This is a genomic window from Streptomyces sp. CLV115 (assembly GCF_038448545.1).
Classification (GTDB): domain Bacteria; phylum Actinomycetota; class Actinomycetes; order Streptomycetales; family Streptomycetaceae; genus Streptomyces; species Streptomyces sanglieri.
The window spans coordinates 96,733-110,493 of the sequence record NZ_JBCEWQ010000009.1 but is presented as its reverse complement, the minus strand read 5'-3'; the positions used below and the strand labels follow the sequence as shown (position 1 = coordinate 110,493).

The following is a 13,761-nucleotide window of genomic DNA, read 5'->3' as shown; positions in this document are numbered from 1 at the left end:
GCGAGCTCTTCAGGCGAGCGACCGTACTGCGGCCGTCGCGAAGCCGTGGTCCTGGTCGGGGGCGCCGCCACCGACGCCGATGGCGCCTATGAGGCGGCCGCCGCGGTGCACCGGAACGCCACCTGCGATGAAGAGCAGCGGCCGGTCGAGGGCGGTGGGCAGAGTGTGGAAGAGCCCGCCGGGCTGGACGGCGTCGACCAGGTCGGCCGTGGGGGCATTGAGCTGAAGGGCCGTGTACGCCTTGCGGGTGCTGGTCTCGCCGGCGACGAGGACGGCCCGGTCGTCCCGCCGGAAGGCCAGCAGGTGACCGCCCGCGTCGAGGACGGTGACGGCCACCGCGACGTCGGCGGCCTCTGCGGTGGCACGGGCCGCGTCGATGAGTGCTTCGGCTTCCTGGGTCGTCAGCGGGGCGACGGCGACAGTGGTGGTGCTCATGGGGTGACTCCTTGGTGCGCTGTGGTGCGACGAAGTTCTGTGCGGTGGGGTTCTGTGCGGTGCGGTGAAGCGTGGTGCGGCTCTCTGTGGTGCGGCGAGGCCCTGCGTGTCGCTCTGTGAGCGGGGTCAATTCCGGGACGCGGAGGTCAGGACCGGCTCGGGGCTGTGCCTGGCGACGAGCCGACTGGGTGTGACCGTGCGGCGTTCCAGCGCGCCGGAGACGATCGCGAGGGCCAGGGCGGAGGCAGCCAGTGCTGCGCCGACCCAGTTGGGCGCGGTGTAGCCGAGGCCGGCCGCGATGACGACGCCACCGAGCCACGCCGAGAGCGCGTTGCCGAGGTTGAAGGCGCCGATGTTGGCCGCGGAGGCGAGGGTCGGGGCACCTGCCGCCTGGTCGAGCACCCTCTTCTGCAACGGCGGTACGGTCGCGAAGCCCAGGCCACCGATCAGCACGATGGTGACTGCTGCGGTGATCTTGTTGTGCGCGGTCAGGGTGAACAGGGCAAGGACCACGGCGAGGGCGCCCAGCGACACGTACAGCATGGGCATCAGACGGCGGTCGGCGAACTTGCCGCCGATCAGATTGCCGCCCACCATGCCCAGTCCGAGAAGGACGAGCAGCCAGGTGACGGACGACGTGGAGTAGCCGGCGACCCCGGTCATCATCGGAGTGATGTAGGTGATCGCGGCGAAGACTCCGCCGAAGCCCAGCACGGTCATTCCCATGGCGAGCAGGACCTGCACATTGCGGAACGCGGCCAGTTCGTCGCGGAGCCGCACGGCTTCGTTCCGCGGCTGTTCGGGGACGAGCCTGGCGACACCGAGAAGGCCGACGACGCCGATCGCGGCGACGACGAAGAACGTGGTGCGCCAGCCGACGCTCTGCCCGATGTAGGTGCCCAGCGGAACGCCGACGACATTGGCCACGGTGAGGCCGGTGAACATCATGGCGATCGCGCCGGCCCTCTTCTGGGGAGCGACCAGGTCCGCCGCGACGACCGTTCCGATGCCGAAGAAGGCACCGTGGGTGAGCGAGGCGATCAACCGGCCGACGAGCATCACGCCGAAGACCGGGGCGACCGCGGAGACGACGTTGCCCACGACGAACAGCCCCATGAGCAGTACCAGCATGCGTTTGCGGGTGATCCGGGTACCGAGGGCCGTCATCAGCGGGGCGCCGAGGACGACGCCGAGGGCGTATCCCGTGACGAGGAATCCCGCGGTGGGGATCGAGACCTGGAAGTCCGCGGCCACCTCGGGGAGCAACCCCATGATCACGAACTCGGTGGTCCCGATACCGAAAGCCCCGATGGCGAGGGCCAGAAGCGCCAGCGGCATGGGTTTCACCTTCCTTGAAGATTGCGTATGCGCCTTATGAACGCCCACAATAATTGCAGGCGCCGTTTAATTGCAAACGCGGGCTATTGCGGCAGTCGCCTATCCTGGAGGCAAGCGGCTTTGAGACGGAGGAAAGACCTCATGACAGCGACAGACCCCGCACCCACCGCCCTCGCCCAGGGCTGGTGCGCTCTCTCCTTGCTCCACGGAAGGATCGAGACCCGTATCGAGCGGGCACTGCAGTCCGGGCACGGACTCAGCGTGCGGGAGTACTCCCTGCTCGGCGTTCTGAGCAAGCAGCACAACGGTCCCGGTGGGCATCTCCAGATGAAGCAGGTCGCGGACGCGGTCGTGCTCAGCCAGAGCGCCACCACCCGCCTGGTCACCCGCCTTGAGGACCGCGGACTGCTGACGCGGTATCTCTGCGACACCGATCGCCGCGGCATCTACACCGATGTCACCGAGGCCGGCCTGGCCCTGCTCCATGAGGCCCGGCCGACCAACGACAGCGCGCTGCGTGCCGCGCTGGACGAAGCCGCGAAGAGCCCCGAACTGGCCCCGCTGGTCGAGGCCGTCGAAGCGCTGAAGGCCCCCGTACCGGCCGTGTGAGCCGCCCGGCCTCGGACCGCCCCCGTCGGGCCTGACCCGCGCGCCGCCCGGCCGGTCTGCGTAACCTGCGGATCATGAGTGATCTGGAGATACGCCCTGCCGCCCTCACCGACATCCCGGTGATTGTTGCCATGCTCGCCGACGATCCGCTGGGCGCCCGGCGTGAGTCGCCGGACGATCTCACCCCGTACCGCACCGCGTTCCAGCGCCTGGCGGACGACCCGAACCAGCACCTGATGGTTGCCGTGCGCGAGGGCCGCGTCGTCGGCACTCTGCAACTGACGGTGATTCCCGGGCTCTCCAGGCGCGGCTCGACCCGCTCGGTCATCGAGGGCGTACGCATCCACGCCGACGAACGCGGCAGCGGCCTCGGCACCCTGCTGATCGAATGGGCCGTGGACGAATCCCGGCGCCAGGACTGCCAGTTGGTGCAGCTGACGTCCGACGCGACCCGGACCGATGCCCATCGCTTCTACGAGCGGCTCGGCTTCACCGCCAGCCATGTGGGCTTCAAGCTCGCCCTCTGACCGCAGCCCGAATCCGGGGGCGCCCGTGTGGATCTTCCCGGCCTTCGTGGCCGACGCGGCTCTCCACGGGGGTGTCCCGCCGGCCCGGCGGCTCTTCGTGCGAAACGCCTTCTTCGTCAGGCTGTAGGACATCGGCCGGGATGCTTCTGCCGCAATCGAGGCGCAAGCATCCCGGCTTTCGCGATGGGTGGGTCAGGCCCTGGTCACCCCAGGCTTCCGTGCCCCGCTGGAACGGGAGTTGACGGCCTGGGCCGACCCTCGCTCCGTTTCACGTGAAACATGGCGCCCGGCCTCACAGACCCCGCCAGCCGCCCTCGTCCACGCCGCCAGGAACCGCTGCCGCCGGGTCGTACGGCTCCCGAGTGAAGACGAACGACCCCAGGTCCAGGTGGTTCACACTGCCGTCACCGTTACGGACCACGCGCAGCGTCTCCCCCGCGTAGTAGCCGTCGAGACCGGTCCAGGTGCCGTCCGGCTGAGCGGTGAACCGGGCACCTCGGCCGACGCCCTGCAGGGGGCCAAGCTCCAGCCCACCGTCCGGGGCCATCCGCAGAACGTTCGCACGCGTGCCCCAGTACCAGGGACCGGTCAGCGCGAGCAGTTCGGCATCCACCTCCGGCAGCGGGCGCCAGGGCTCCGGAATGCGGGGCTCGGCCTCGGCCACGATGTCCACGAGGTCGGCTGCGACGCCACCGACCATCAGTCCCGCCGTCGTGTTGGTGAGCACGACCGCCGCCACATCGTCCTCGACACTGATCCACAGGGCGGCCAGGAATCCGGGCAGCGAGCCCGTGTGGCCGATCAGCGTGCGGTTGCCGCTCCGTACCACCTGGAGGCCCAGACCGTAATTGAACTGCCAGTCACCGGGCTCACCCGGCGCGGACGGTTCACGCATCTGCTCCACGGAGGCGGTACGGAGCACCCGGTCGTCGCCATCGGCCAGGAAGGACGCGAAGCGCAGGAGGTCATCGGTCGTGGACCAGAGCTGACCTGCCGGAGCCATCAGTCCGAGATCCTCGGCCGGTTCGGCCAGCATGACATCGGCCCAGGGATGCACGGCCCAGCCGCCCGCGTGCGGTGCCTGCGGCTGGGGGCCGGTGCGGTGCATGCCGAGCGGTTCCAGGATCTCGCTGCGGAGCACCTCCGCCCAGCTCGCCCCGCGCACCTTCTCGACGAGTGCGCCCAGCAGCGTGTAGCCGGGGTTCGAGTAGTGGTGACGGTGCCCCGGACTGTGCATCCGCGTCTGCGCGCCGAGCACGTCGGCCAACTCGGGCCGCAACGTACCCGGGGTCCGCTCCCACCAGGGCGCGGGGGACTCGGCGCCGAGTCCCGCACTGTGTCCGAGCAGTTGATGGATCGTCACATCGCCGACTCCGGTGCCCGGCAGATGCTTCTCCAGCGGATCCTCCAGATCCAGCAGCCCCTCGTCACGCAGGCGCAGCACCAGCACCGAGGTGAAGGTCTTGGTCAGGGAGCCGATCCTGAACTGCGTGTCGCCGTCCGGGGCGTGCCCGTCCACACAACTGCGGGCACCGCTCCAGACGGTCTGCCCCTGCCTCCGCACCGCGGCGACGAGCGAGGGCGTCCGGCCCTCCGACTGAGCGGTGGCGATGCGGTGCAGCAGGGCGCGCTGCGTCCCCGGAAGCAACTGTTCGACTGAGTAGGTCATGCTCAAACAACTACCCGCAGAACCGGGTGGAGGCGAGCCCATTTCCCCGGTACTCCGCCCGGGGCCCCGGGCAGGCTGCGGAAACTCGCGATCCGCGCCCCAGACGATCGCTCTGACCTGCGGTTCTTGAAGGTTCCTCATGAAATGTCATGGCGGGTTCGTCTCAGGATGCGCGTCATTTCCTAGGGTGCAGGCCGAAGCCTCCGGCCTGCACCCGAGGGCAACCACCTGTGGTTCGCGGCCTACGTGAGATCTGCGGCCGGCCGGGTTCCCGTGGCCCGTAGTGGGCAGCTGCTGCCCCTCCCTGAGCAAGTGCCGGCGGTCCCTGCACCGGCAGCGGTCGCCGCATTCACCGTGCGGACGGAGAGGTCGCTGCATCGTCTCGGGGGAGCCTCATCGGTCGCCGTCACCAGGTCGCGGGCAGGTGGAGGGGGCTGCGCGTGACGGTGCCGTGCCGCCATACGAGGTCGTCGGCGGTGATGGTGAGGCGCAGGGCGGGCAGACGGGTGGCGAGGCGGTGGAGGGCGAGCTGGAGTTCGGCGCGGGCGAGCCAGGTGCCCAGGCAGTAGTGCCGGCCCACGCCGAAGGAGAGGGAGGGCTTCGGCAAGGGGGTGAACAGATTGTCGTGGTCGTGGGGGTCGCCCGGGAAGGCCGCCGGGTCGCGGTTGGCGGCGACATGGTCGGTCGTGACGAAATCGCCGGTGCGGATCATCACGCCGCCGAGCAGGGTGTCCGTGGTGGCGGCGAGGACATGACCGAGGCGTTCCTCGCGGTCGCCGAGAGGAATCAGGTGGATCAGGCGCTCGGTGAGTACCTCGGCGGCCTGTTCGTCGGAGCCGAGCCGCGCCCAGGCCTTGTCCTGCTCGGTCAGCAGGTAGAGCAGAGAGTTGCTGAGCATGGTCATGGTGGTGTCGTGACCGCCGACGATCATGGTGGAGATCAGGTTGACCAGCGTGGCCTCGGAGATGCCGCCCTCATGGTCGGTGGCGCGGACGACCGAGCTGACCAGGTCGTCGCCGGGGTCTTTGCGCCGCTTGGCGATCAGCGCGGTGGTGAAGTCGGTCAGTTCGCAACGGGCTCGGTCCCCCTCTTCCGGCGTCGCGGTCGCTCCGGCAAAGGCGTGTTCGGCCCAGTGGAACAGCTGCTCGGTGGGAACGTCGTCCACGGCCAGCAGCCGGTGGATGACCCTGCAGGGCAGGGGCAGGGCGAAGTCGGTGACGAGGTCGGCAGGCGGCCCCTGTACGACGAGGCCGTCGAGGAGCTGGTCGACGACGCCGGCCACCCACGGCCGCATGTGCTCGACCGCGCGCGGAGTGAAGGCCCGGCCAACAGCACGCCGGAGGCGCAGATGCGCGTCGCCGTCCTGCCGCCCGATGGAGTCGCGGCTGTCCAGCAGGCTGGGGCTTTCGACGATCGGTGGCGTGTCGGGGGCATGGACCGGTGCGCGTTCGAAGTGGGGGTCGGAGAGAACCTGGTGCACGTCGTCGTACCGGGTGACGAGCCAGACCGGGGTTCCGTTCGGCAGTTCGATGAGCCGGGGTGGCCCCGGCACCGGGGCAGATACCCGGTGCAGAGGGACAGTGCGGGCGACGGGCACGGTGTTCCTTCCTGCTTCGACGGCAGCCCGGACGGCCGGGCACACCTCACACCCGATCAACGACATACCCTGCCCCAGGTCATCAGGCGGTTCAGGAACCGTCCGGGCGTCGGCCGAGGCCCTGACCAGGTCGGAACAGCAGTTCGCGCCCTGGTGGGGACACTCGCCCGCAAGCTTGTTGCCGCCGACCGGCGGCCAAGGTTCGGCGGCGAGGCCGAGGACGCCCCTGGGCAGTCCGGCCCTGTCGGCGTGCTGGTCGGTGAGCGCGGTGCGGACCATGGCGACGAAGGCTGTTCCGGCTGAGCACGAAGCACAACCGGGGCATCGCCGATCGGCCGTGTGGCATGGAGGACGTCCATGTCCCCGCTCGCGGCCGGAGCGAGTGGCCGGACTCGCACGGTGCGTGTCACTTTCCTCAACAGACGGAAAGCTGCCGGCCGCCAACGGGCGGTGGATCTACTCGACGGACTCCAGTCCCGAACGCAGCAGTCGGCCGCCGAGCAGCACAACGCAGGCCGCGGTGGTCAGCAGCCCGCCGGCGAGGAAGGTGCCCCGCACGCCGGCCAGTGGCAGGATCAGCCCGCCGAGCGCGGCGCCCGCCGCGATGCCGGCGTTGTACAGACCGGAGTTGGCCGCGAGCGCGAAATCCGTTCGGCCCGGCGCGCAATGCAGCATCGCGTTCTGGGTGGTCATGAACACCGGCCCGAGTGCACCGCCCGTCATCACCAGGAACACCGCCGCGGCCACTGGATCGCTGCCGACCGCGCAGAGGCCGAGCATGCCCACCGCCTGCGTCACCACGGCAGTGGTCAGCGTCGCCTGCGGAAAGCGGTCCAGCAGCACCCCGGTGATGCTCACCCCGGCAAGACACGCCACGCCGAAAACCACGAGCAGGGCGCTGACCGCGCTCGGGGAGAACCCGCTCACGTCGCCCAGGAACTTCACGATGTAGGTGTAGCCGGCGAACGCCCCGGCGGCGGACAAGGTCCCGGCCGCCAGCACGATCCCGAACCGGCGGGCGTCGGGACTGCTCCCGTAGGCAGCAGCCTCTTCCTCCGGCCGCGAGGTCGGCAGCAGGACGGCGATCGTCATCAGAGAGACGAGCCCCAGCGCCGCCAGCAGGGCGACGGGCACCGGCCAGCCGTTCTGTCGGCCCAGCCAGGTCCCGCCGGGAACCCCGAGCACGAGGGCGAGCGAACCGGCGACGGACAGCGCTCCGACCACACGTCCACGGACCTCGGACGCGACAGGCCCACCGCGACGGGCCCCATCACGGCCCAGATCAGCGCCTGGGCGAGCGCGGTCAGCAGCCGCGCGAAGAGGAGCACCCAGTAGGAGGTAGCCAGCGTCCTGCTCCGCGGCACTTCCCATGCAGGCAGCTCACCGGGCTGCCCAGTCCCACCGCAACCGAATTCGTCTGCCGTGCGGGGAGCTCGGAGGATCGAGCCCGGCCTTCGTGGATCACCGTTCGGGGCGGGTCAGGTGTCCGCAGGGCCTGGTCTCGTGGCAGAGGCTTGCGGGCCATGCCGTCCAGGTGGGCCTTGAGCAGAAAGGGCCGGGCGACGATGTGCCGCACCTCCGGAGCGGAGTGGGCGGACAGCAGCCGGTCCGGCTCCGGCCGCGATCGTAGCTGCCGTGATCGCCCGCGGTCGCCGACCAGTACGTGTCCGAGCAGCGCTGCCGCCCCCTGGGACCACCGTGTCCTGTTGGCCACGCGGTGGCCGTCGCTGATGGAGAGCGGCCACGGGATCTGGATACCTGCGGCCAAGCTGTAGGTTCTCACTTTCGGTGTCAGGCGCCGACGCTGTGACCTGGACGTTCCCCTCCAGTCTCACGACGTTTCGGCAGGCGGCTGTCTCAGATCGGTGTCATTTCCTCAGACTGTCAGTCGGCTGCCCCGGACCTCATGAGCCTGTGATGAGGCTCGTTGAATTTCCCCACCCGATGCTCAGAGGTTCCCCAGGCCTGCTCACACTTCTCCCCACCCGCAGCGCGTGGACCTGCGGACGGATGTCACTCAGGAGGGGCCGCTCGATAACCAGCCCAGCCCGAGCTGGAACGGCCGATGCTATGGATGCTCGGTCGCCGCCGGCAGGTTGTGCCATGCATGTCCGCAGGCGCCTTTGCAGTACCTCTCGCGGCGGCGAGTGTCAGCAACGGCGAACACGGAAACGAGGACGCGGAACGCCTTGACGTGTTCGGCGGAGGGCAGGCCCGCAAACCCGTAACGGGGCGGGTCCATGCAGATCATGACCGAGGGGTTAGCCGTGGGCTTCACACCAGACCGCGCCACCCCCGCACGGCCGTCCGCACCTGTAATGTGCGCCTGCATCGCATAGCCAGCGACTTCCTGAAGAACCATCTGCTGGCGTGTCGGGGCGAGGTCGGAGAACCAGCTCACCCCAGCGTCCAACGTGCGGAGTCCTTGGGCGATCTCGTTGACGACCCGCTCGGTCTCGCGCCGGAACGTGCGGCCGTCGTCGCTGCTCGGTTCAGTCATCGCTGGATGATTTTACGACGCTGCTTCCGGGCGAGGGCCGGCACCAGCACCCGACAAAGCACGGGCGCCCCGGCCATCGTTGCCTCCGGCAATCAAGCGGGGGCGACGAGCAGCACTGGCGATTTCACAGATCCTCGTCACCTGCATCGGCGGCCGTCCGTTCCATATGCAGTCGGCCCTGAGATTATGAAGCTGAATTTGAGACCCTACACAAGCGCCGATCAGGTCTGCGCCATGTCCACGAAGCGCGAGTAGTGGCCCTGGAAGGCCACCGTGATCGTTGCCGTCGGACCGTTTCGGTGCTTGGCCACGATCAGGTCGGCCTCGCCGGCGCGGGGGGACTCCTTCTCGTACGCGTCCTCGCGGTGCAGCAGGATCACCATGTCGGCGTCCTGCTCGATGGACCCGGATTCACGCAGGTCGGAGACCATCGGCTTCTTGTCCGTGCGCTGCTCGGGACCACGGTTCAGCTGAGAGAGCGCGATGACCGGAAGCTGAAGCTCCTTGGCCAGCAGCTTGAGGTTTCGGGACATGTCCGAGACTTCCTGCTGGCGGCTCTCGGCTCGCTTGGAGCCGCCGGACTGCATCAGCTGCAGATAGTCGATGACCACGAGCTTGAGGTCGTTGCGCTGCTTGAGGCGCCGGCACTTCGCCCGGATCTCCATCATGGAGAGGTTCGGGGAGTCGTCGATGTAGAGCGGGGCGGCCGAGACATCGGGCATCCGGCGGGCCAGCCGCGTCCAGTCCTCGTCGGTCATCGTGCCGGAGCGCATGTGGTGCAGCGCCACCCGGGCCTCGGCGGAGAGCAGACGCATCGCGATCTCGTTGCGTCCCATTTCGAGGGAGAAGATAACGCTGGGCAGATTGCTCTTGATCGAACAGGCCCGCGCGAAGTCGAGAGCCAGTGTGGACTTACCCATGGCGGGGCGGGCGGCGATGACGACCATCTGGCCCGGGTGCAGGCCGTTCGTCAGGGCATCGAGGTCGGTGAAACCGGTCGGCACTCCGGTCATCTCACCGCTGCGCGAACCGATCGCCTCGATCTCGTCGAGCGCGCCCTCCATGATGTCGCCGAGCGGCAGGTAGTCCTCGCTGGTGCGCTGCTCGGTGACCGCGTAGATCTCGGCCTGCGCCGAGTTCACGATGTCGTCGACATCGCCGTCCGCCGCGTATCCCATCTGCGTGATCTTCGTGCCGGCCTCGACGAGCCGCCGCAGCACCGCCCGCTCATGGACGATCTCCGCGTAGTACGAAGCGTTGGCCGCGGTCGGTACGGACTGGACCAGGGTGTGCAGATACGGCGCCCCGCCCACCTTGGTGATCTCGCCGCGTTTGACCAGCTCGGCCGCCACCGTGATCGGGTCGGCAGGCTCGCCCTTGGCGTAGAGGTCGAGGATCGCCTGGTAGACGGTCTCGTGCGCGGGGCGGTAGAAGTCGTGGCCCTTGATGATCTCCACGACATCGGCGATGGCGTCCTTGGACAGGAGCATGCCGCCGAGGACCGACTGCTCGGCATCGAGGTCCTGGGGCGGAACCCGCTCGAAACCGGGCGATCCGTCCTCCCAGCCGCCGCTCTCCCTGCCGCGTTCGTGCTGCTCGCCGCGGTCCCTGCCCTCACCGCGGCGCTGCCGGGAAACGGGCAGACGGTCGCTGGGACCGGCCTCGGCCCAGGGGTCGTCCAAAGGCTCGGGAATGCTCACCGGGCCACCTCCTCCCGTCCGCTCCGCGGACCTCGCCATGCCACTCTTTCTTACGGCACAGCACCGACAAACAAGACGCCCGACTCCGGTTCCGGGGCGTCGAGTTCTGAGTGGTTCCGGGTCCGGAACGGGGTGCGGGCGCCGGTCCACGGTAGGCCGCTCGGCACCGTCAGCCAATCTGGTTATCCACAGGGCATGTGGACGACCGACCAGATGCTGTGGAGAACTCCGCGGATCCTGTGCACGGAGCGGGGGACAGCACTGTGGACAAACTCATAACACCCACAGCATCACCGCGCTGACCTGGCCTTTCCCCATCCACGGCCTGTGGGGGAGAAAAACTTTCCGAGTCAGCACAAGATCACGACAAACGGCCCACGGGAGAACGCCGAGCGCGAGCAAATGTAAGGGCTACTAAGCCATTGCATCTATTACCTGTGGAAGATTAGATTGGCCCCCATGATCCAGGCCCCGGCGCCCCCGCCACCCAGTCGTCGACGGCACGACCGCGAGATCATCTCGCTCGCCGTACCCGCCTTCGGCGCACTCGTCGCCGAGCCGCTCTTCGTCATGGTCGACAGCGCCATCGTCGGCCATCTCGGTACGCCGCAACTGGCCGGCCTGGCCGTCGCCGCCGCTCTGCTGACCACTGCTGTCAGCATCTTCGTCTTCCTCGCCTACGCCACCACCGCGGCAGTGGCACGGCGGGTCGGAGCGGGTGACCTGGCCTCAGCGATCCGGCAGGGCATGGACGGCATCTGGCTGGCGATCCTGCTGGGCATCGCCGTCATCGCCGTCACCCTCCCCACGGCCCCCTGGCTGGTGGATGTCTTCGGCGCATCCGACACGGCCGCCCCCTACGCGATCACCTATCTGCGGATCTCCAGCCTCGGTATCCCGGCCATGCTCGTGGTGCTGGCAGCGACCGGTGTTCTCCGCGGCCTGCAGGACACCAGGACCCCGCTCTACGTCGCCATCGGAGGCTTCGCCGCCAACGGAGCCCTCAACGCGGGACTGGTCTACGGCGCCGGCCTCGGGATCGCCGGATCGGCCTGGGGCACCGTGATCGCCCAGGTTTCGATGGCAGTCGCCTATCTGATCGTGGTGGTACGGGGAGCCAGGCGGCACGGCGCCTCGCTGCGTCCCGATGCCGCAGGTATCAGAACCAGCGCCCGGGCCGGCGTGCCACTGCTGGTCCGTACGCTGTCGCTCCGCGCGGTACTGATGATTGCCACAGCCGTTGCCGCCCGCCTCGGAGACACCGAGATCGCCGCGCACCAGATCATCCTCTCGCTCTGGAGCCTGATGGCCTTCGCCCTCGATGCCATCGCCATCGCCGGTCAGGCGATCATCGGCCGCTATCTGGGGGCCGACGACGCCGAGGGCGCGCGCGAGGCATGCCGTCGTATGGTCCAGTGGGGCATCGTCTCCGGGGTGGTGTTCGGAGCACTGATCGTCCTCGCCCGACCGCTGTTCGTGCCCTTGTTCACCAGCGACGGGGCCGTACAGGACACCCTGATCCCGGCACTGCTGGTGGTGGCACTGTCCCAGCCGATCGCAGGAGTGGTATTCGTCCTGGACGGAGTACTGATGGGTGCAGGCGACGGGCGGTACCTGGCCTGGGCCATGCTCGTCACTCTCGCGGTCTTCGCCCCGGTCGCCCTGCTGGTGCCGGTGATCGGTGGCGGCCTGACGGCGCTGTGGTGGGCGATGGCCCTGATGATGACCGTCCGCATGGTGACGCTCTGGCTGCGCACCCGCTCCGGCAAGTGGATAGTCACCGGGGCCACCCGCTGAGCCACCCGGCCGCGTTCCTGTTTCACGTGAAACAGGAGAACCGAGGAGCCGGTCGACACCACTCGCCGCCGCTCAGCGCCGCCGAAAGAAGCTCAGCGCCGCCGAAAGACACGGCGAAACCTACGACGAAGCCCACGGCGAAGGGCCGCACCCCGTGGGGTGCGGCCCTTCAACTGCTCAGGTGAGCTGTGCCCTTAGGCAGCAACGACCTCGATGCCGAGGCTCGCAGCGACCTCGGGGTGCAGACGCACGGAGACCTGGTGTCCGCCGAGCGTCTTGATCGGCGAGCCGAGCTCGACGCGACGCTTGTCGACGTCGGGGCCACCGGCGGCCTTGATCGCCGAGGCGATGTCGGCCGGGGTCACGGAGCCGAAGAGACGGCCGGCGTCGCCGGAGCGAACGGCCAGACGGACCTTCACGGCCTCAAGCTTGTTCTTGATCTCGTTGGCCTGCTCGATCGTGGCGATCTCGTGGATCTTGCGGGCGCGGCGGATCTGCGCCACGTCCTTCTCGCCACCCTTGGTCCAGCGGATGGCGAAGCCACGCGGAACCAGGTAGTTACGGGCGTACCCGTCCTTGACGTCGACGACGTCGCCCGCAGCACCGAGGCCGGAGACCTCGTGGGTGAGGATGATCTTCATGATTCGGTCACCCTTCCCTTATCGCGCGGTGGACGTGTAGGGCAGCAGCGCCATCTCACGGCTGTTCTTGACTGCCGTGGCGACGTCACGCTGGTGCTGCGTGCAGTTGCCGGTGACGCGGCGGGCACGGATCTTGCCGCGGTCGGAAATGAACTTCCGCAGCATGTTCGTGTCCTTGTAGTCCACGTACTGGGTCTTGTCCTTGCAGAACGCGCAGACCTTCTTCTTAGGCTTGCGCACAGGCGGCTTCGCCATGGTGTTTCTCCTGTGTGATCAAGAAGTGGGGGTACGAGCTGCCCTAGAAGGGGGGCTCGTCCGAGTAGCCGCCGCCAGAGCCGCCGGAACCGCCGGAGCTTCCGCCCCAGCCGCCTCCGCCGCCCTGCTGACCCCCGCCCTGCTGACCGCCGGACGGCGCGCCAGTGGCCCACGGGTCGTCGGCGGGAGCGCCGCCGCCGCCCTGCTGGCCACCGCCACCGGGACCGCCGCCCCAGTTGCCGCCGCCCTGCTGGCCACCGCCGTATCCACCCTGGCCGCCCTGACCACCGCGACCGGTGGTCTTGGTGACCTTGGCCGTGGCGTTCTTCAGGCTGGGGCCGACTTCCTCGACGTCCAGCTCGTAGACCGTGCGCTTGACGCCCTCGCGGTCTTCGTACGACCGCTGCTTCAGCCGGCCCTGCACGACAACGCGCATGCCTCGCTGGAGCGACTCGGCGACGTTCTCCGCCGCCTGCCGCCAGACCGAGCAGGTGAGGAACAGGCCTTCGCCGTCCTTCCACTCATTGGTCTGCCGGTCGAAGATGCGGGGAGTGGACGCGACACGGAACTTCGCGACCGCCGCACCGGACGGGGTGAAGCGCAGCTCGGGGTCGTCGACGAGATTGCCGACGACCGTGATGACGGTCTCGCCTGCCATGGGTGAACCTCTCGGCGGGGATTGCTTCTGGCTGC

The 13,761-nt window shown here is 68.8% G+C and carries 12 protein-coding genes and 1 pseudogene; 3 read left to right on the top strand and 10 right to left on the bottom strand.

What is annotated here, in order from left to right; translation table 11 throughout:
- Positions 1 to 9 precede the first annotated feature (9 nt).
- Both AADR41_RS05810 and AADR41_RS05805 read right to left on the bottom strand, forming a co-directional pair.
- Complete coding sequence (locus tag AADR41_RS05810) at positions 10 to 435, bottom strand: GlcG/HbpS family heme-binding protein (protein WP_342280272.1); 426 nt, start codon at positions 433 to 435, stop codon at positions 10 to 12.
- A gap of 126 nt (positions 436 to 561) precedes the next feature.
- Positions 562 to 1,773, bottom strand: a complete 1,212-nt coding sequence (locus tag AADR41_RS05805) for an MFS transporter (RefSeq protein ID WP_342280271.1) — start codon at positions 1,771 to 1,773, stop codon at positions 562 to 564.
- 141 nt (positions 1,774 to 1,914) lie between these two features.
- On the opposite strand from AADR41_RS05805, the gene AADR41_RS05800 reads away from it, so the two are divergent.
- Complete coding sequence (locus AADR41_RS05800; protein ID WP_342280270.1) at positions 1,915 to 2,382, top strand: MarR family winged helix-turn-helix transcriptional regulator; 468 nt, start codon at positions 1,915 to 1,917, stop codon at positions 2,380 to 2,382.
- A 74-nt stretch (positions 2,383 to 2,456) separates the two neighbouring features.
- Positions 2,457 to 2,909, top strand: a complete 453-nt coding sequence (locus AADR41_RS05795) for a GNAT family N-acetyltransferase (protein WP_342280269.1) — start codon at positions 2,457 to 2,459, stop codon at positions 2,907 to 2,909.
- Positions 2,910 to 3,201: 292 nt separating this feature from the next.
- Here AADR41_RS05795 and AADR41_RS05790 read toward each other — a convergent pair whose 3' ends face one another.
- From AADR41_RS05790 to dnaB, 5 genes and pseudogenes are all read right to left on the bottom strand, one after another.
- The gene (locus AADR41_RS05790; protein ID WP_342280268.1) at positions 3,202 to 4,578 is read right to left on the bottom strand and encodes a serine hydrolase domain-containing protein; all 1,377 of its coding nucleotides are present in this window, start codon (positions 4,576 to 4,578) and stop codon (positions 3,202 to 3,204) included.
- Positions 4,579 to 4,984: 406 nt separating this feature from the next.
- Positions 4,985 to 6,130: a cytochrome P450 gene (locus AADR41_RS05785; protein WP_342280267.1), complete on the bottom strand. Its 1,146-nt coding sequence runs from the start codon at positions 6,128 to 6,130 to the stop codon at positions 4,985 to 4,987.
- A 501-nt stretch (positions 6,131 to 6,631) separates the two neighbouring features.
- Positions 6,632 to 7,521: pseudogene (locus AADR41_RS05780) on the bottom strand (MFS transporter); the annotation flags it as partial.
- 722 nt (positions 7,522 to 8,243) lie between these two features.
- Positions 8,244 to 8,675, bottom strand: a complete 432-nt coding sequence (locus AADR41_RS05775) for a DUF5958 family protein (RefSeq protein WP_342280266.1) — start codon at positions 8,673 to 8,675, stop codon at positions 8,244 to 8,246.
- A gap of 221 nt (positions 8,676 to 8,896) precedes the next feature.
- The gene (gene dnaB, locus AADR41_RS05770; RefSeq protein WP_342280286.1) at positions 8,897 to 10,357 is read right to left on the bottom strand and encodes a replicative DNA helicase; all 1,461 of its coding nucleotides are present in this window, start codon (positions 10,355 to 10,357) and stop codon (positions 8,897 to 8,899) included.
- A gap of 477 nt (positions 10,358 to 10,834) precedes the next feature.
- Here dnaB and AADR41_RS05765 point away from each other — a divergent pair, with 477 nt between their 5' ends.
- Complete coding sequence (locus AADR41_RS05765; RefSeq protein ID WP_342280265.1) at positions 10,835 to 12,172, top strand: MATE family efflux transporter; 1,338 nt, start codon at positions 10,835 to 10,837, stop codon at positions 12,170 to 12,172.
- A 194-nt stretch (positions 12,173 to 12,366) separates the two neighbouring features.
- On the opposite strand, the gene rplI is transcribed toward AADR41_RS05765, so the two are convergent.
- Genes rplI through AADR41_RS05750 form a run of 3 tightly spaced genes read right to left on the bottom strand, consistent with a single transcriptional unit; the run spans position 12,367 to position 13,726 of the window.
- Positions 12,367 to 12,813: a 50S ribosomal protein L9 gene (gene rplI / locus AADR41_RS05760; RefSeq protein ID WP_342280264.1), complete on the bottom strand. Its 447-nt coding sequence runs from the start codon at positions 12,811 to 12,813 to the stop codon at positions 12,367 to 12,369.
- A gap of 18 nt (positions 12,814 to 12,831) precedes the next feature.
- Positions 12,832 to 13,068: a 30S ribosomal protein S18 gene (gene rpsR / locus AADR41_RS05755; protein ID WP_003967857.1), complete on the bottom strand. Its 237-nt coding sequence runs from the start codon at positions 13,066 to 13,068 to the stop codon at positions 12,832 to 12,834.
- Positions 13,069 to 13,111: 43 nt separating this feature from the next.
- A complete protein-coding gene (locus AADR41_RS05750) occupies positions 13,112 to 13,726 on the bottom strand; it encodes a single-stranded DNA-binding protein (RefSeq protein ID WP_124719894.1) in 615 nt (204 codons plus the stop codon).
- Positions 13,727 to 13,761 lie beyond the last annotated feature (35 nt).

Coding starts and splice junctions, on each gene's coding strand:
- AADR41_RS05790 (WP_342280268.1), bottom strand. CDS start 4,578: ATGACCTACTCAGTCGAACAGTTGCTTCCGGGGACGCAGCGCGCCCTG.
- AADR41_RS05805 (WP_342280271.1), bottom strand. CDS start 1,773: ATGCCGCTGGCGCTTCTGGCCCTCGCCATCGGGGCTTTCGGTATCGGG.
- AADR41_RS05810 (WP_342280272.1), bottom strand. CDS start 435: ATGAGCACCACCACTGTCGCCGTCGCCCCGCTGACGACCCAGGAAGCC.
- AADR41_RS05800 (WP_342280270.1), top strand. CDS start 1,915: ATGACAGCGACAGACCCCGCACCCACCGCCCTCGCCCAGGGCTGGTGC.
- rpsR (WP_003967857.1), bottom strand. CDS start 13,068: ATGGCGAAGCCGCCTGTGCGCAAGCCTAAGAAGAAGGTCTGCGCGTTC.
- rplI (WP_342280264.1), bottom strand. CDS start 12,813: ATGAAGATCATCCTCACCCACGAGGTCTCCGGCCTCGGTGCTGCGGGC.
- AADR41_RS05775 (WP_342280266.1), bottom strand. CDS start 8,675: ATGACTGAACCGAGCAGCGACGACGGCCGCACGTTCCGGCGCGAGACC.
- AADR41_RS05795 (WP_342280269.1), top strand. CDS start 2,457: ATGAGTGATCTGGAGATACGCCCTGCCGCCCTCACCGACATCCCGGTG.
- AADR41_RS05765 (WP_342280265.1), top strand. CDS start 10,835: ATGATCCAGGCCCCGGCGCCCCCGCCACCCAGTCGTCGACGGCACGAC.
- AADR41_RS05750 (WP_124719894.1), bottom strand. CDS start 13,726: ATGGCAGGCGAGACCGTCATCACGGTCGTCGGCAATCTCGTCGACGAC.